At 69.2% G+C, this 16812-nt stretch carries 17 protein-coding genes; 6 read left to right on the top strand and 11 right to left on the bottom strand.

Translation table 11 applies throughout. The annotated features are described in order from the left end of the window. Positions 1-2: 2 nt before the first annotated feature. The 5 genes from QM568_RS12540 to QM568_RS12520 form a co-directional block, all read right to left on the bottom strand. Positions 3-1805 carry an acetolactate synthase large subunit gene (locus QM568_RS12540; protein ID WP_415139335.1) on the bottom strand — a complete coding sequence of 601 codons (1803 nt, stop codon included), beginning with the start codon at positions 1803-1805 and terminating at the stop codon, positions 3-5. A 73-nt stretch (positions 1806-1878) separates the two neighbouring features. Continuing rightward, the gene (gene ilvD, locus QM568_RS12535; RefSeq protein ID WP_415139333.1) at positions 1879-3597 is read right to left on the bottom strand and encodes a dihydroxy-acid dehydratase; all 1719 of its coding nucleotides are present in this window, start codon (positions 3595-3597) and stop codon (positions 1879-1881) included. Between the two features lie 9 nt (positions 3598-3606). Continuing rightward, positions 3607-4395 carry a trehalose-phosphatase gene (gene otsB / locus QM568_RS12530; RefSeq protein ID WP_415139331.1) on the bottom strand — a complete coding sequence of 263 codons (789 nt, stop codon included), beginning with the start codon at positions 4393-4395 and terminating at the stop codon, positions 3607-3609. Then, complete coding sequence (locus tag QM568_RS12525) at positions 4392-5810, bottom strand: alpha,alpha-trehalose-phosphate synthase (UDP-forming) (protein WP_415139329.1); 1419 nt, start codon at positions 5808-5810, stop codon at positions 4392-4394. Before QM568_RS12525 ends, otsB begins: the two co-directional genes overlap by 4 nt. 52 nt (positions 5811-5862) lie before the next feature. Continuing rightward, positions 5863-7101 carry an MFS transporter gene (locus tag QM568_RS12520; RefSeq protein ID WP_415139327.1) on the bottom strand — a complete coding sequence of 413 codons (1239 nt, stop codon included), beginning with the start codon at positions 7099-7101 and terminating at the stop codon, positions 5863-5865. 138 nt (positions 7102-7239) lie between these two features. On the opposite strand from QM568_RS12520, the gene QM568_RS12515 reads away from it, so the two are divergent. Next, positions 7240-7518: a hypothetical protein gene (locus QM568_RS12515; protein WP_415139325.1), complete on the top strand. Its 279-nt coding sequence runs from the start codon at positions 7240-7242 to the stop codon at positions 7516-7518. A gap of 13 nt (positions 7519-7531) precedes the next feature. Here QM568_RS12515 and QM568_RS12510 read toward each other — a convergent pair whose 3' ends face one another. Genes QM568_RS12510 through QM568_RS12500 form a run of 3 tightly spaced genes read right to left on the bottom strand, consistent with a single transcriptional unit; the run spans position 7532 to position 10134 of the window. Then, on the bottom strand, positions 7532-8716 hold the full coding sequence (locus QM568_RS12510) for an acetyl-CoA C-acetyltransferase (protein WP_415139323.1): 1185 nt from the start codon (positions 8714-8716) through the stop codon (positions 7532-7534). After that, complete coding sequence (locus tag QM568_RS12505) at positions 8713-9360, bottom strand: CoA transferase subunit B (RefSeq protein ID WP_415139321.1); 648 nt, start codon at positions 9358-9360, stop codon at positions 8713-8715. Before QM568_RS12505 ends, QM568_RS12510 begins: the two co-directional genes overlap by 4 nt. A gap of 3 nt (positions 9361-9363) precedes the next feature. After that, positions 9364-10134 carry a CoA transferase subunit A gene (locus QM568_RS12500; protein ID WP_415139319.1) on the bottom strand — a complete coding sequence of 257 codons (771 nt, stop codon included), beginning with the start codon at positions 10132-10134 and terminating at the stop codon, positions 9364-9366. Positions 10135-10239: 105 nt separating this feature from the next. Between QM568_RS12500 and QM568_RS12495 the strand changes: the two genes are divergently transcribed. Then, complete coding sequence (locus tag QM568_RS12495; RefSeq protein WP_415139317.1) at positions 10240-11034, top strand: IclR family transcriptional regulator; 795 nt, start codon at positions 10240-10242, stop codon at positions 11032-11034. A 37-nt stretch (positions 11035-11071) separates the two neighbouring features. On the opposite strand, the gene QM568_RS12490 is transcribed toward QM568_RS12495, so the two are convergent. After that, the gene (locus tag QM568_RS12490; protein ID WP_415139315.1) at positions 11072-11827 is read right to left on the bottom strand and encodes a helix-turn-helix transcriptional regulator; all 756 of its coding nucleotides are present in this window, start codon (positions 11825-11827) and stop codon (positions 11072-11074) included. Between the two features lie 141 nt (positions 11828-11968). On the opposite strand from QM568_RS12490, the gene QM568_RS12485 reads away from it, so the two are divergent. The 4 genes from QM568_RS12485 (at position 11969) to QM568_RS12470 (ending at position 14902) form a co-directional block, all read left to right on the top strand. Next, positions 11969-12622 (top strand): hypothetical protein, encoded by a 654-nt coding sequence (locus QM568_RS12485; protein WP_415139313.1) that lies wholly within the window; start codon positions 11969-11971, stop codon positions 12620-12622. Positions 12623-12715: 93 nt separating this feature from the next. Further along, positions 12716-13153, top strand: coding sequence for a MarR family winged helix-turn-helix transcriptional regulator (locus QM568_RS12480; RefSeq protein ID WP_415139311.1), 438 nt, complete (start codon positions 12716-12718; stop codon positions 13151-13153). Continuing rightward, the gene (locus tag QM568_RS12475; RefSeq protein ID WP_415139309.1) at positions 13150-14376 is read left to right on the top strand and encodes an MFS transporter; all 1227 of its coding nucleotides are present in this window, start codon (positions 13150-13152) and stop codon (positions 14374-14376) included. The genes QM568_RS12480 and QM568_RS12475 overlap by 4 nt, the downstream gene beginning before the upstream one ends. A 46-nt stretch (positions 14377-14422) precedes the next feature. Further along, positions 14423-14902, top strand: a complete 480-nt coding sequence (locus tag QM568_RS12470) for a YbaK/EbsC family protein (RefSeq protein ID WP_415139307.1) — start codon at positions 14423-14425, stop codon at positions 14900-14902. 208 nt (positions 14903-15110) lie between these two features. Here QM568_RS12470 and QM568_RS12465 read toward each other — a convergent pair whose 3' ends face one another. Both QM568_RS12465 and QM568_RS12460 read right to left on the bottom strand, forming a co-directional pair. After that, positions 15111-15848, bottom strand: a complete 738-nt coding sequence (locus QM568_RS12465) for a hypothetical protein (RefSeq protein WP_415139305.1) — start codon at positions 15846-15848, stop codon at positions 15111-15113. A gap of 18 nt (positions 15849-15866) precedes the next feature. Then, positions 15867-16334 (bottom strand): hypothetical protein, encoded by a 468-nt coding sequence (locus QM568_RS12460; RefSeq protein WP_415139303.1) that lies wholly within the window; start codon positions 16332-16334, stop codon positions 15867-15869. Positions 16335-16812 lie beyond the last annotated feature (478 nt).

Genomic DNA, 16812 nt, shown 5'->3' with positions numbered 1-16812 from the left:
GGTCAGATCTCCTCGTCGAAGGAAGGCGCGTGGTCGCGGGCGTACTGGACGTAGCTGTTGCTGACGCCCTGCGGCACCATCGGCCACACCATGGCGTCCGCCGAGACGACGAAATCGATCACCACGGGGCGGTCGTTCGTCTCGAGGGCGAGCTGGATGGCGGCATCCACCTCTTCCTCCTTCTCGACGCGGATCGCCAGGCATCCATACGCCTCGCCGAGCTTCACGAAGTCGGGGATGCGAACGGTGCCGTGCCCCGTGTTCAGATCGGTGTTCGAGTGGCGACCGTCGTAGAACAGGGTCTGCCATTGGCGCACCATGCCCAGCGAGGAGTTGTTGATGATCGCGACCTTGATCGGGATGTTGTTGATCGCGCAGGTGGCGAGCTCCTGATTGGTCATCTGGAAGCATCCGTCGCCGTCGATCGCCCACACCACGCGATCGGGCTCGGCGACCTTGGCGCCCATCGCGGCCGGCACCGAGTAGCCCATGGTTCCGGCGCCGCCGGAGTTCAGCCATGAGTTGGGGCGCTCGTACTTGATGAACTGCGCCGCCCACATCTGGTGCTGTCCGACGCCGGCGACGTACACGCCCTCGGGGCCTGTGAGCTCGCCGATGCGCTGGATCACGTGCTGCGGCGACAGGTGGCCGTCGCTGGTGGGCTGGTAGCCGAGCGGGAACTCCTTGCGGAGTCCGTCGAGGTACGACCACCACACCTCGATGTCGGGCTTCGCCTGCGCCGTGGCCCCGCGGAACGCGGTCTCCAGGTCCACGAGGACCTCGCGCACGTCGCCCACGATGGGGACGTCCGCGGTGCGGATCTTCGAGATCTCGGCGGGGTCGATGTCGACGTGCACGACCTTCGCGTGCGGCGCGAACAGCGCGGCCTTCCCCGTCACCCGGTCGTCGAACCGCGCGCCGAGGGCCACGATGAGATCGGACTCCTGCAGGGCGAGGACCGCCGGCACCGTGCCGTGCATGCCGGGCATGCCGAGGTGCTGCGGGTGCGAGTCCGGGAAGGCGCCGCGGGCCATCAGCGTGGTCACCACGGGCGCACCGGTCACCTCGGCGAGGCTCTTCAGCTCGGCAGCGGCACGGCCGCGGATCACGCCGCCGCCCACGTACAGCACGGGCTTCTTCGCCTCGGCCAGCAGCGTCGCCGCAGCCTGGATCTGCTTGCCGTGCGCCTTGGTCACCGGGCGGTATCCGGGAAGCTCCACCTTCGGCGGCCAGATGAACGGCGCCTTCGCCTGCTGCGCGTCCTTGGTGACGTCGACGAGCACGGGGCCGGGGCGGCCGGTGCGCGCGATCTCGAAGGCGGCAGCGAGCGCGCCGGGGATCTCCGCGACATCCTTCACGAGGATCGAGTGCTTGGTCACCGGCATCGTGATGCCGACGATGTCGGCCTCCTGGAAGGCGTCGGTGCCCATGAGGGTCGAGAACACCTGTCCGGTGATCGCGACGATCGGGATCGAGTCCATGTAGGCGTCGGCGATCGCGGTCACGAGGTTCGTCGCTCCGGGCCCTGAGGTCGCGATCGTGACGCCGACCTTTCCGGATGCCGTGGCATAGCCCTCTGCGGCGTGCCCGCCGCCCTGCTCGTGGCGGACGAGGATGTGGCGCAGCTCGGTGGAGTCGAGCAGCGGGTCGTACACCTCCATGATCGCGCCGCCCGGGATGCCGAAGACATCGGTGACGCCGAGGAGCTCGAGCGAGCGGACGAGGGCCTGTGCTCCGCTGAGCACGGGCGCGGTGGCGGACTGGGCCGGCGGCCTCGGCACGGCCGAGACGGAGTCAGCAGTCATGAGATTTCCTTCTGATGGTCTGAGGTCGACGTCGTTCCTTCGATGGGTTCGGGGAGCCGACGAAGGAATCGGATCAGCCGGTGGTCGCGCCTTCGGCGGCGGAGCGCACCAGGCGGGAGTACTTGGCCAGAACGCCACGGGTATAGCGCGGGGGAAGCGGCTCCCAGCCGGAGCGGCGGGAGGCGAGCTCCGCCTCGTCGACGAGTAGGTCGAGAGAGCGGGCTGCGATATCGACCCGTATCAGATCACCATCGCGCACGAAGGCGATCGGACCTGCGTCCACCGCTTCGGGTGCTATGTGGCCGATGCACAGGCCGGTTGTGCCGCCTGAGAATCGTCCGTCTGTCAAGAGTAGTACATCTTTCCCGAGCCCGGCGCCCTTGATCGCCGCCGTGATCGCCAGCATCTCGCGCATGCCGGGCCCGCCCTTAGGGCCCTCGTAGCGGATGACGATGACGGTGTTCTTCTCGATCTCGCCGTTCGCCACGGCATCCATCGCCGCCCGCTCGCGCTCGAACACCCTGGCAGTGCCCTCGAAGACGGCGGCGTCGAAGCCGGCCGTCTTCACGACTGCGCCCTCGGGAGCGAGCGAGCCGTGCAGGATGGTGAGGCCGCCGGTCGCGTGGATCGGGTTGTCGAACGTGTGGATGACGGTGCCGTCGATCGGCTGCGGGTCGAGCTCGGCGAGGTTCTCGGCGAGCGTGCGCCCGGTGACGGTGAGCACATCGCCGTGCAGGAACCCCTCGTCGAGCATGGCCTTCATGATCACCGGGATGCCGCCGTGCCGGTCGACGTCGTTCATGACGTACTTGCCGAACGGCTTCATGTCGGCCACGTGCGGGACCCGGTCGCCGATGCGGTTGAAGTCGTGCAGGCTCAGCTCGACCTCGGCCTCACGGGCGATCGCGAGCAGGTGCAGCACGACGTTCGTCGAACCGCCGAGCGCCATCGCCAGGGCGATCGCGTTCTCGAACGCCTCCCTGGTGAGGATGTCGCGGGTGGTGATGCCCTGGCGCAGCAGGTTCACGACGGCCTCGCCGGAGCGGTGCGCGAAGTAGTCGCGGCGGCGGTCGGCCGCGGGCGGCGCGGCCGACCCAGGCAGGCTGAGTCCGAGCGCCTCGGCGACGGAGGCCATCGTGTTGGCGGTGTACATGCCGCCGCACGCGCCCTCGCCCGGGGCGATCGCGCATTCGATGCGCTTGAGGTCCTCTTCGCTCATGAGCCCGGCGCGGCAGGCGCCGACCGCCTCGAACGAGTCGATGATGGTGACGTCCTTCTCGGTGCCGTCGGAGAGCTTGACCCAGCCGGGGGCGATCGAGCCGGCGTACAGGAACACGCTGGAGAGGTCGAGCCGCGCGGAGGCCATGAGCATGCCGGGGATCGACTTGTCGCAGCCAGCCAGCAGCACGGAGCCGTCGAGGCGCTCTGCCATCATCACCGTCTCGACGGAGTCGGCGATGACTTCGCGGGAGACCAGCGAGAAGTGCATGCCCTCGTGCCCCATCGAGATGCCGTCGGAGACGGACACCGTGCCGAACTGCAGCGGGTAGCCGCCGCCCGCGTGCACGCCCTCCTTCGCGCCCTGCGCGAGCCGGTCGAGGCTCAGGTTGCAGGGCGTGATCTCGTTCCAGCTCGAGGCGATGCCGATCTGCGGCTTGTCCCAGTCCTCATCGCCCATGCCGACGGCGCGGAGCATGCCTCGCGAGGTCGTGGCCTCGATCCCGTCGGTGACGACGCGACTGCGGGGCTTGACGTCGACGGAATCGAGCGACTCATGATCATACGAGGACATGCTGGAAGTCTATTCCCGTCGCGCGCCGCGCTCGTCCGCCACGGCGCGCAGCAGAGCGGCGATCTCCTGCGGGCTCTGCACCCGCAGCGTCGCCGCGCTCTCCCCCGGCCCGACCCGCACGCCGAGGTCGCCTGCTCCGAGTTCCCGCATCGCGTCCTCGTCGGTGACGTCGTCGCCGGCGAAGAGGATGCCGGTGGCATCGAAGTGCGCGCGCAGCACCCGCATCGCGGCGTCCTTGCCCTCGTTGCGGGAGGAGAACTCGAGGATCCTGTGGCCATGGCGCCGGCGCCAGCCGGCGCCATGCGCCGCCATCAGCGCGTCGACCTCGGCGAAGACGGCCTCCTCGACATCGGGGGCCGCCCTGCGCGTGTGCACGCCGAACCCGTAAGCCTTGGGTTCGAACTCGACGCCCTCGTGACGGTCGATGATCGGGCGCACCAGCGCCCAGAGGCTCTCTCGCTCGTCGGTCTCGTCCGCCGCCGCGGCGGCCGACGCTCCCGGGTACGAGTACTCCGCACCGTGCGAGCCCGCGAGCACCACGGGCGAGTCGTCACGGTGCTCCGCGATCACCCGGAGGTCGTGCATGCTGCGCCCGGAGACGTAGGCGACCGTCGTATCAGGCAGGGCGACGAGCCGATCGACCTCGCGGACCACCTCTGGTAGCGCACGCGCCGTCATCGGATCGAGGACGAACGGCGAGACCGTGCCGTCGAAGTCGAGGGCGATCACCAGTCGCGGCGTCGTCGCGATCGCGGTGAGCGCGGCATCCGCTCTCCCCGGCACCCACATGCGGGTCATGCGCGCTTGCCCTCGCGCGCCGCGGCGAGCGCGCCGAGGAAGGAGGAGGACCACGCGTCGACGTCGTTCTCGATCACGCGCTTGCGCAGTGCCCGCATGCGCCGCGCCTGCTCGCGGGGCGTCATCTGCACGGCCTCCATGATCGCGTCCTTGAGACCCTCGATGTCGTGGGGGTTCACGCGCACCGCCTGGCGCAGCTCGTCGGCGGCGCCGGTGAACTCGCTGAGCACGAGCACACCGCGGTTGTCGACGCGGGTGGCGACGTACTCCTTCGCGACAAGGTTCATGCCGTCGCGGAGGGCCGTGACGAGCATGACGTCGGCGGCGAGGTACAGCGCCACCATCTCCTCGCGCGGGTAGCCCTGGTGCAGGTAGCGGATCGCCGTGTGCCCGAAGGTGTCGTTGTCGCCGTTGATGCGACCGACCGAGAGCTCGATCTCGTCCCGCAGGTGCACGTAGGCGTCGACGCGCTCGCGGCTGGGGCTGGCGACCTGGATGAGCGTGGCGTCCTCGACGCGCAGCCGCCCCTCGTCGAGGAGCTCGCCGTACGCCTTGATGCGGTGGCGGATGCCCTTGGTGTAGTCGAGACGGTCGACGCCGAGCAGGATGTGCGCTGGGTTGCCGAGGCTCGCGCGGATCTCGGCGGCGCGGGCGCGCACCTCGGGGCGGGCGGCGAGTTCGAGATACGGCGAGGTGTCGATCGAGATCGGGAACGCCTTCGCGATCGCGGTGCGCGTCTCTCCCGGGCCGCTGGGCACGGCGATGGCCGCCCCCTTCACGTCGTGGCGCAGCCTGCGGCGCACGGCGGTGAGGAAGTAGGTCGCGTCCTGCGCGCGCTGGAAGCCGATCACGTCGGCGCCGAGCAGCCCGCGCAGCACCTGGTCGCGCCATGGCAGCTGGGCGTACAGCCCGTGCGCAGGGAACGGAATGTGGTGGAAGTATCCGATCGTGACGTCGGGGCGCAGCTCCCGCACCAGCTGCGGCACGAGCTGCAACTGGTAGTCGTGCACCCAGACGGTGCCGTTCTCGGCGACGACGGATGCCGCGGCCTCGGCGAAGCGCCGGTTGACGGCCACGTAGGCGTCCCACCACTCCCGGTGGAACTGGGGCGGCGCGATCACATCGTGGTACAGCGGCCAGATCGTGTCGTTGGAGAAGCCCTCGTAGTACTCAGCGACCTCGTCGGCGCTGAGGGACACCGGCACGAGGTCGATGCCGTCGAACGTGAACGGCTCGATCTCGACATCCGCCTGTCCCGGCCAGCCCACCCAGGCGCCGTGCGCGGCGCGCATCGTCGGTTCGAGGGCGGCGACGAGGCCGCCCGGCGACGTGCGCCATTCGTCGGTGCCGTCCGGGCCGACGATGCGATCCACCGGCAGCCGATTGGCGACGACGACGAGATCTGCAGCGGTCATGGGCGAGCTCCTCACGGGCTGGTCGATTCCTCCAGGCTACCCAGGGATCGGCTCAGGCAGCGCGGGTCAGCCCGCTCGCACTGAGGGGCCGGTTGAGGATTGCGCCGAGGAGCGCGATTCCCGCGGCGACGACCGGCAGCAGGAGGGCCGTGGACGTGCCGGCCTGCTCGGAGACCCATCCCCCGACCGCGGCGCCGAGGGACTGGCCGACGACGGTGCCGGATCCGAGCATCGTCATCACCGTCGCCGAGCGCCCGAGAGGGCTGCGGGCGGCACCGAGGCTGTACTGCGTGACCAGCGTCGGCCCGATGCCGATGCCCATGATCCCCAGGGCGAGCATCATCATCGCCGGGGTGTCGACGAACGGCAGCAGGAGGGTGCCTGCGAAGAGCACGGAGGCGAAGACGAGCCATCGTGCCCGCATCGAGAATCGCGGGGGCAGCCAGGCGACGCCGAGGGCGAGCGCCGCCGAGCCGACGCCCATGACCCCGTACAGCACGCCCGCCTGCTCAGGCTCCCCTCGGTCGGCCATGAACGACGTCAACGAGGTCAGCATGGTGCCGAAGAACATCCCCACCCCGACGACGCCGAGCACGACGACCAGCAGTCCAGGCGACAGGAGCGCGGATGCCGGCGAGGGCGCCCGCCCGTCGGCGTCGCGGTGCGTCGAGATCGCGCGGGCGGTGGGGTGCAGTGCGAACGCGCCGACGAAGAGCACCGTGAGGGCGGCCGCGATGACCAGCGGAGCCCAGGGCGCGATGAAGGAGGCGAGGATACCGACGAGGAACGGGCCGAACACGAAGACCGTCTCATCCGCGGCGGATTCGTACGCCATGGTGGCGGAGATCGCCTTCGGATGCCGGGCCGCCGGCATCCGCTCGGTGATCGCCGTCACCAGCCGGGAGCGGGACATCGGTGCCACCTGCGGTGCGGTCGCCCCGATGCCGAAGGCGCTCAGCAGCACCAGCGCGTCGGCGTCGGATGCCGAGACGACGAGGGTGAACAGCACGAGCATGGCGCCGTTCGCGAGGGCGAGGGCCGACAGGACCCTGCGCTGCCCGAACCGGTCGGCGGCGGCGCCGAGGAGCGGTCCGAAGCAGGCGGTGCCGACGCCGACCGCCGCCGAGGTGAGCCCGCCCAGGGATATCGAGCCGCGCACCGACACGGTGAGCGTCAGCACGCCGACCACCATCATCGCGAACGGCAGCCGCGCGATGAAGGCGATCGCGAAGTACGCGAATCCCACGATGTCGACGAGGCGTGAGCCTTCGGGCTCTGGTATCTGTGTCATGGCTCCCACGCGTCACAGGACGCGGATTCAGGTGCCGCCGCTGTCCGCCGGAAGAGCCGGCGACCGGTAGATACACGATGGCGGCCGCGGGCGGGCCGCGACCTGTCGAGTCTATCGTCGCGGCGGTAGCGTAGGGGCATGCGCTATCTGTTCAGCACTGGACTGTTCGCCGCGATCACCACCGGGTACTCGTTGCTGCGCGGCACCCGCGAGACGCCGATCACCTGGCGCGCGGTACTCGCGTGGCTCAGCTGGGGCATCACCCTCGCCCTGGCGATCGGCGCCGTCGTCGACACGCGTCGCGAGGAGCGCGGGGTGCCGGTGGCCGCCGACTCCCCGCTCGCCGCCGTGCAGGACAAGCACGCCCGGCGGCAGGCGAAGGCCGTGAAGATGGCGGCCAAGGCCACCTCCCGCTGATCCGCAGGCGCCCTCAGCGCGTGAGGACGAGCGCCTCCCCCTGGCCTCCCCCGCCGCACAGGCCGACGACCGCGGTGCCGGCGCCGCGTCGGGTGAGCTCATGGGCCACGTGCACCACGAGCCGCGCCCCTGACGCCCCGATCGGATGCCCGATCGCGATCCCGCCGCCGTGGATGTTCACGATGTCGCCGCTCAGCCCGAGCTCGGTCTGCGAGCGCGCGACCACGGCCCCGAACGCCTCGTTGATCTCGACGAGATCGAGCTCTCCCGCCGCGATGCCCTGCTTCTGCAGCGCCTTCTCGATCGCCCGTGCGGGCTGGGCCTGCAGCGAGTTGTCGGGGCCCGCGGTCTGGCCACTGGCGCCGATGACGGCGAGCACCGGCCACCCCTTGGCCTCGGCGACGGCACGGCTGGTGGCGATCAGGGCCGATGCGCCGTCGGAGATCTGCGACGAGTTGCCCGCGGTGATCGTGCCGCCCTCGGCGAACGCAGGACGCAGGCCCGCGAGCGACTCCGCGGTGGTGTCAGGGCGCACGCCCTCGTCGACGCTGACCCTGAGGGCGTCGCCTCTGCGCTGCGGCACCTCGACCGTCACGATCTCGGCATCGAAGACACCCGCCTGCTGCGCCGCTGCGGCGCGCTGGTGGGACAGCGCCGCCACCGCGTCCTGCGCCTGGCGGGTCAGCTCGAACCGGGCGTTGTGGCGCTCGGTCGACGCTCCCATGCTCTCGCGGTCGTACGCGTCGGTGAGGCCGTCGTAAGCCATGTGGTCGAGCACCTCGACGCTGCCGTACGTCCAGCCGTCGCGCGAGCCCATGAGCAGGTGCGGCGCGCGCGTCATCGACTCCATGCCGCCGGCCACTACGACCTCGGCGTCTCCGGTGCGGATCATCCTCGCCGCGTCGATGACGGCGGTGAGGCCCGACAGGCAGACCTTGTTCACCGAGTGCGCCGGCACGCCCCAGCCGATGCCGGCGCCGATCGACGCCTGGCGCGCGGCGTTCTGGCCGGATCCGGCGGCGAGCACCTGCCCCATGATCACCGCATCCACCTCCCCCGGATCGAGCGCCGCCTGCGCGAGCGCGCCTCGGATCGCGAACGACCCGAGCTGCGGGGCGGTGAACGAGGCCAGCTGCCCCTTGAGCCGGCCCTGGGGTGTGCGGGCGGCGGCGACGATGACGATGTCGGTCGCGGTCATGAGATCACTCCTTCGCTGATGGTCAGTGGCGCCTCGGTCGCGGCGACGACGTCGGCGGCGCTGACGCCCGGCGCCGTCTCGACGAGCACGAGGCCGTCGCCGGTCACGTCGATGACGGCGAGGTCGGTGATGATGCGGTGCACGACGGCGCGCCCGGTGAGGGGCAGCGAGCACTCGTTCACGATCTTGGGCGTGCCGTCGCGCGCCACGTGCTCCATGAGCACGATGACGCGGCCGGCGCCGTGCACGAGGTCCATCGCCCCACCGGGTCCTTTGACCATCTTGCCCGGGATCATCCAGTTGGCGAGGTCGCCCGTGGCCGACACCTGCATCGCGCCGAGGATCGCCGCGTCGATCTTGCCGCCGCGGATCATGCCGAAGCTCGTGGCTGAGTCGAAGAACGACGCCCCGGGGAGGGTCATGACCGTCTCCTTGCCGGCGTTGATGAGGTCGGGATCGACGTTCGCCTCCGTCGGGTAGGGGCCGACGCCGAGGATGCCGTTCTCGGACTGCAGCACCACCGTCACCCCTTCGGGGACGAAGTTCGGCACGAGTGTGGGAAGCCCGATGCCGAGGTTGACGTAGGCGCCGTCCTGCAGTTCCCTGGCCGCGCGCGCCGCCATCTCATTGCGGTTCAGTGCCATCGGTCATGCCCCTTCCGTGACGGTGCGGCGCTCGATGCGCTTGTCGATGCCGGTGCCGACCTCGACGATGCGATGCACGTAGATGCCGGGGAGGTGGATGCTGTCGGGGTCGAGCTCCCCCGGCTCCACGAGCTCCTCGACCTGGGCGATGCAGATCCGGCCGGCCTGAGCTGCGAGCGGGTTGAAGTTGCGCGCCGCCTTGTTGAAGACGAGGTTGCCGTGACGATCGCCGCGCCAGGCGTGCACGAGGGCGAAGTCGGTGACGATCGACTCCTCCAGCACGTACTCGCGCTCGATGCCGCCTGGTGCGAAGACCCGCACCTCCTTGGCGGGCGAGGCCACCGCGACGCCGCCTGCCCCGTCGTACACGCGGGGCAGGCCCCCCTCGGCGACCTGGGTGCCCACGCCCGTCTGCGTGAAGAACGCCGCGATGCCGGCGCCGCCCGCGCGCAGCTTCTCGGCGAGCGTGCCCTGCGGGGTGAGCTCGAGCTCGAGGTCGCCTTCGAGGAACTGCCGCTCGAACTCCTTGTTCTCGCCGACGTACGACGAGGTCATCCTGCGAATGCGTCGCGCGGCGAGGAGGATCCCGAGTCCCCAGTCGTCGGTGCCGCAGTTGTTGCTGACGATGCTCAACTGCGTCGTGCCCTGCGCGAGCAGTGCCTCGATGAGCTGCATCGGATTGCCGGACAGGCCGAATCCGCCGACGGCCAGCGAGGCGCCGTCCGGGATGTCCGCGACGGCCGCGGCCGCCGACGCCCAGTGCTTGTCGATCACGCGTCACTCCTTCGTGAGGGGGCAGACCTCCAGCATCCGCTCTGCCGCCGGGGCAGGCAATCGCGTGCTTGCGATGTGGCCGCTGCGACCGATAGCGTCCACATCATGGAATCCGCGGATGCCGCACGGCGCACCGTTCCCGGCGCGCAGGCGATCGCGAGGGCTTCGCGTCTGCTGCGCCTGGTCACCGCCGCCGGCCACGGGGCGGCGCTGCAGAGCCTCGCGCGCGATGCCGGCCTCAGCCGCTCGACGGCGCACCGTCTGCTGAGCGCGCTCCGCGCGGAGGGCCTGGTCGACCAGGACCGTGCCAGCGCGCTCTGGATGCCCGGCCCCGAGCTCTATCTGATGGGAACCGTCGCCGCGGCGCGCTACGACGTCACCGGGCTCGCCCGCGACATCGTCCGCTCGCTCGCGGTGAAGACCGAGGAGAGCGCCTTCCTGTCGGTGCGCCGTGCCGACGAGACGGTGTGCATCCTCCGCGAGGAGGGCTCCTTCCCGATCCGCTCGTTCGTGCTCAGCGAGGGCGTGCGCTTCCCGCTCGGCGTGGCCAGCGCAGGACTCGCCATCCTCTCGTTCCTTCCCGACCACGATGTGGATGCCTATCTCGAGCGCCATCCGGAGCTGTCCGAGCACTGGGGCCGCACGCACGCGCCCGGCCCCCTGCGCACACGCCTCGCCGAGACGAAGGCGCAGGGCTACGCGGTCAACCCAGGCCTGATCGTCCAGGGCTCCTGGGGCATGGGTGCCGCCGTCTTCGACCGTCAGGGCCGTCCGGAGTGGGCGCTGAGCCTCACCGGCGTGGAATTCCGGTTCGGGCCGGACCGCCTGCCGCAGCTCGGCCGCACGCTGCTCGCGCACGCGCATCAGCTCTCCGGCCGCATCGCCGGCACCCGGCGCTGAGCGGCATCCATCACGCCCTACCGCGGCGACAAACGGCTCAGTCCCTGGTAGCGCTCCAGGCCATCCCCAGCTCGAAGCGCGAGTGCACGTCGAAACGCGCCATGGCCTCGGCGAACCGTCGCTGCACGGTGCGCACCGACACACCCTGCGTCGCCGCGATGGCCTGATCGGTGAGCCCGAGCGCGGCCAGGCGCAGGGTGTCCTCCCACTCCGGCAGCAGGTACCGGTAGGGTTCGGCGCCGCGCCAGAGGGGTTCGACGAGCGCGGCGAGCGCGGTGCTCACCGCGGGCTCGCGGATGATGACGATGCTCGATGGCGGATGCTCGCCCCAGATCAGCGGCAGCGCGGCGAGCACGCCCGCGTCGGCGTAGAGCCACGACGGCACCCTGGAGGAGATGCGGACATCGACGCCGGCGGCGAGCAGCTGCTCCACGGCGCGGTGATCGTCGGGCGTGGTCATCGCGTCGGCTCCCACGAGCGCCCGCGGGGCGAATGCACCGTGCTCCGCCTGCGTGCTCCGGTAGGGCTCTGCGGCCTCGCGCACGACCGGCGCGATGTGGGCGCGCACGACCTCCAGGGTCGGGTAGAGGCTGATCGGCGCGACGGGACGGATATCCGCGGCGTAGCGGGACCATGCCGCCCACTGCTGATCCGCCCCGTGCACGACCTCGACCGGCAGCTGCCCCCGCTCCTCGAGAAGGCGCGCCTCGATCGCTCTGGGCAGCTCGGCCACCGCCTCGGCCGCGGCGCGCAGCGCGGCGACGATCGCGGCGGACGGATCATCCTGGATCATGCGCTCATTGTGCCCGTCGGCACGCCAACGGCGCCAGCTGCGCTCGTCGCGGGCATCCGCCGCTGGCGCGATGCCGCCACGGCACGATCCCGCCAGCCACCGACCTCGCATCGGCCTCGAACCGGCCTCCAGGATGGGGGCATGACACTCGCGCCCTCGCATCCCCGGCACCTGCTCGCCGCAAGCGTGCTGCTCCTCACCTGCGTGCTCGGCGGTTGCGCCGGCTCCCCCTCGACGCAGGCCTCGCCCACGCCGCTCCCCGGCGGCGACGACGGCCAGGACGACTCGACCGGCGCCGACGGCGGCCAGGACCCGGATGACGACGAATCGCTGCGGGAGGCCGTCGAGTGCCTCCAGGGCGAGTGGGCGGAGGACATGGGCAATCTCCTCGCGCAGTGGCAGAACAGCTCGCCCGCGGGCAGCGGCGTCCCCGTGACAGCCCTGATCGGGCAGAACTCCCTCCGGGTGACCGACGCGGAGATCGCCTACCTGGTCGACACCGTGGCGACGACGGCTCCGTCGTTCGGACCCGATATGACCGGTGAGGCCGTCACGTCCGGCGCGGTGACGCTCGGCTACGCGGCGAAGAGCCCGACGCAGCTCTCGATCGGCCCCGTCATCGCGCAGGGCGTGACCAGCATCACGCGCGTCTACATCGGCGGCGAGCTGTCGACGGAGGCCGAGACGCCGTGGGACTCCGGGCTGGTGGGCGACGCGGCGTGGTGGTGCGAAGACGACACCCTCTCGCTGGAGCCGGCGGTGAGCGGCTGGATCCACATCTTCACTCGGGCGTGATCCTGCGGCGGGCTCGGCGCAGCATCCCCCTCACCGCGCCGGCCGCGCCCGGCTGAGATCAATATACATACCATTTGGTATATACTCTTGGGTATGAATCGCTCGGATGTGCTCCCCTCGCTCGTGCTCTCCGTGCACGCGCTGGGGCGCATCGCCGCGCGCGACGCGGGAAACGATGCACCCGCCACGCAATGGCGCACGCTCAGCCTGCTCGAACGCGGAGGCCCACGGCGGGTCGGCGCACTGGCCATCGCCGCGCGCACCACGCAACCCGGCATGACCCGGCTGCTCGGTGCGCTCGAGCGCGACGGCTACACCCGCCGCACCCCGGATCCCGAAGACTCGCGCGCCGCCGTCGTGGAGATCACGACGGCCGGCTCCGAGGCCCTCGGCGCCTGGCGCCGGCAGTTCCGAGAGGTGCTCGCACCGCGATTCGACGACCTCGACGACGATGACTGGGCCGCCATGATCCGCACGGCAGAGATCCTCGCCGCGCGCACCACCGCAGAACCGACAGGAGATGAACGTTGAAAACCACCACGCCGTCCGTGTGGAAGCAGCCCGCGCAGGTCTGGGCCGTCGCTTTCGCCTGCGTCGTCGCCTTCATGGGAATCGGCCTGGTCGACCCGATCCTCCCCGCCATCGCCGAATCGCTCCAGGCCACGCCCGTGCAGACCGAGCTGCTGTTCACCAGCTACCTCGCCGTGACCGGCCTCGCGATGCTCGTGACGAGCTGGATCTCCAGCCGCATCGGCGCCAAGAGCACGCTGCTGATCGGACTCGCCCTGATCGTCGTGTTCGCGTTCCTGTGCGCCATCAGCGGCAGCGTCGACGCCGTCATCGGCTTCCGCGCGGGGTGGGGCCTGGGCAACGCGCTGTTCATCTCCACGGCGCTAGCGACGATCGTCGGCGCCGCATCCGGCGGGAGCTCGTCGGCGATCGTCCTCTACGAGGCGGCGCTCGGTCTGGGCATCGCCGTCGGCCCGCTCCTGGGAGGCCTCCTCGGCGAGCAGAGCTGGCGCGGACCGTTCTTCGGCGTCGTGGCGCTGATGGCCATCGCCTTCGTGGCAATCCTCGTGCTGCTGCGCGGCCCGAAGGACACGCGCGAGCCCGTGCCGTTCAGCGCGCCCTTCGTGGCGCTCCGCCACCCGGCTCTTGCCACGCTCGCGCTCGCCGCCCTCTTCTACAACATCGGCTTCTTCGTGCTGCTGGCCTTCTCACCGTTCCCACTCGGCTTCGGCGCCATGGGGATCGGCCTGACATTCTTCGGATGGGGCGTCGCCCTTGCCATCACCAGCGTCTGGGTCGCCCCGATGCTCCTGCGCCGCATGAAGCCCACTCGGATCATCCTCACGATGCTGCTGCTGCTCGCCGTCGACCTCCTCGTCGCCGGACTCGTCGTCGCGTCGCCGGCCGCCCTCGTGGCGTGCATCGTCGTCGGCGGCCTGCTGCTGGGCGTGATGAACACGGTGCTCACCGAGGCCGTGATGGAGGCCACCGACCTCCCCCGCGCCGTCGCGTCGTCATCGTACTCAGCGGTCCGCTTCCTCGGCGGGGCCATGGCGCCGCCCGTCGCCGCCGCGCTGTGGCACGCCTTCGACGCGACCGTCCCGTACGTGTTCGCCGCCGTCGCCATGCTGATCGCCGCGCTGACGGTCTTCCTCGGCAGGCGGACGCTGGCCCACATCGACGAGGGCGGGCACGATGACCCGATCGAGGATGCCGGGGCGATCCTCATCGGAGACGCCGCCTGACCCTGCTCCCGCGCCGAGCGCCTGCCGCGTTCGATACCGTGGGGCGATGAGCATCGCCGATCTTCCCGAACGCAGCAGGCTCGTCGTGCGTCATCTCGCCGACGCCGGTATCGAGACCGCGGTGCGCGTGCTGCCCGACTCCGCGCGCACCGCCGCCGGAGCCGCAGCAGCCATCGGCTGCGATGTCGCCGCCATCGCGAACAGCCTCGTCTTCCTCGCCGACGGCGAGCCGATCCTCGTGATGACGAGCGGCGGGCATCGGGTCGACCTGGCCGCCGTCGCCGCGCACATCGGCGCCGACGAGGTCGTCATGGCACCGGCATCCGTCGTCCGCGAGGCGACCGGCCAGGCCATCGGCGGCGTCGCGCCCGCCGGACATCCGGCGCGTCTTCGCACCTACATCGACGAGCACCTGCGTTCTTTCGACGAGATCTGGGCGGCGGCCGGGCATCCGCACACGGTGATGCCGCTCACCTTCGCCGATCTCGAGCGCCTCACCGGCGGCACTGTCATCGCTGTGGTCTGAGCGCTACCGGGAGGGGTTGTCGATGCGTTCTGCGGCGATGCCCCGCGTTCGCCAGCCGATCGCGGCGACGAGCACGACGATCAGCAGCAGTCCCGCTTAATTCAACGGTATTGAGGCTACGTGGGGACAGCACTCCTATCTCCAACCAGCACCACAAGGCTTCCCGAATAAGACTTGAATTCGTACTGTCAATATGACGTGTTCGAAATCAGATCCCCAGTTTCCGTTGCTCCGGTGTGAGACCGTCCAAGCTGCCACCCGGGAGGGCATCTTCGAGAGGTCCCTCAGCTTGCGCACCCAGGAACGGCCAGAGTTGAATGCGCGGGTCGTCCGGGTTCGTAACGACAAAGCCTTGTGGGCTCTGGAGGGGCCAGCGCGGAAGACCTGCGGCTTCCTTATCGCCCGGCTCGACGGTGTACGCCTTCGAAACGCGCAACTCCTCCTCAGTGAGTGCGTTATCCAGATAGGCCACGACCTCGAGATTTTCAGGCAACACCTCGGCTACCTCAACAGGATTCATCGACGGCGAGATCGTCGGAACATAGATCACATCACCCGGCCTGAGACTCACGCCGTTTTGGGCCTGCGTCACCGAAGTGATCGTAATCTCCGCGAGGATGGCTGCGCCGACATCGACGCCTTCGACGGTTCGCACCGTATCACCCGCCAGCCAGCGGTTCACAACCCCAACGACAACAGCTGCGGATCGATTGCCGAGGTCTGTTGTGTTCTGGAAGACGATATTCGCCACCGCGCTTTGGTCGAGAGACATGAGCAATTCAGTGGCGCGCATATCATCAACGCGCGCTGAGGCACCTGCGCCCACAGAGACAGGTGCCGAATGACCGGGGGCAGTCGAATTCGTCGCGCAGGAACTGAGAGCCAACATCAACAGCGGTACAGCAATAATCGAAGTATGTGCTTTCGAGACAATTCGTGATCTCATCATTGGCTCCTCGAATGATTAGTGCGCTGCGTTGATGTGACCGACATGGTGCTGCGGATAGTTGAGGATCGCAATGCTCGGTACGCCAGAGGTCATGCATCCCCCTACGCCCGTGTTGTGATAGAGGCCCACCGCATGACCGATCTCGTGGCACAGCACATTACGTCGCGCGTTGGCGAGCTGTGTTGCGTTCCATCCCCATGTCGAGGCTTGAAGCCACGAAGAGCCAATGTTGAAGATCAGACTCGCCTGATCGCATCGAGCATTCTTAGAGAGCTTCTTCGTGCAAATATATTGACCTAGTATGCTGTCAGACAACTCCACCTCTCCGGTATTCCCGTTGATATGCCCACCCAGGTCCGTTTGCGTCCCGCATGGGTTCATATAGGTGTCATACAAATCAGTTTGGTTATCGAGATTGACCATCGCCTCACCAAAGCGCTGTCCGATCACGGGATCCCATGGCTCAACTGTGCAGTAATCCATGTTCGTGTCGTCCGCTCTGCAAGGTACTTGACTCGCAGGCCACTGGTTGCAACTAGACGAGTAAGTGTCGGCGGTCGCGGTCTGAAGGCCTCCTAGCGAAGCGAACACAACGGCGACAGTGACTACCACTCCGAGAGCAAGGTGGCGCAACTTGAAACGACGTCGTGTCATGCACACATGGTAGGTCAACTACCTGGATGAGGCAAGACGGCGACGTGCCTCCATTGGGACTGTACGGTTTTCGGTGGGACTGTACGGTTTTCGGTGGGACTGTACGGTTTTCGGTGTAACTCCGATTCAGGAGTGACATATGAGTACGCAAGCAGTTTCGACCGTCGAGGCGGCGGTCGCCCCGGGGTCTGTCAAGTTAACGGTGTAACTGGGTTGTTGTTGGTTAGCGGTGGTGGGCGCTGAGGCGCCCGTCGAAGGTGATGTCGAAGGCGTTGAGTGCTTGTTTCCAGCGTTGCGTCCATCGGGC

Source organism: Microbacterium sp. (assembly GCF_047607465.1).
Lineage (GTDB): Bacteria > Actinomycetota > Actinomycetes > Actinomycetales > Microbacteriaceae > Microbacterium.
Note: the sequence above shows the minus strand (reverse complement) of the source record. Positions and strands in the feature narration are given on the sequence as shown.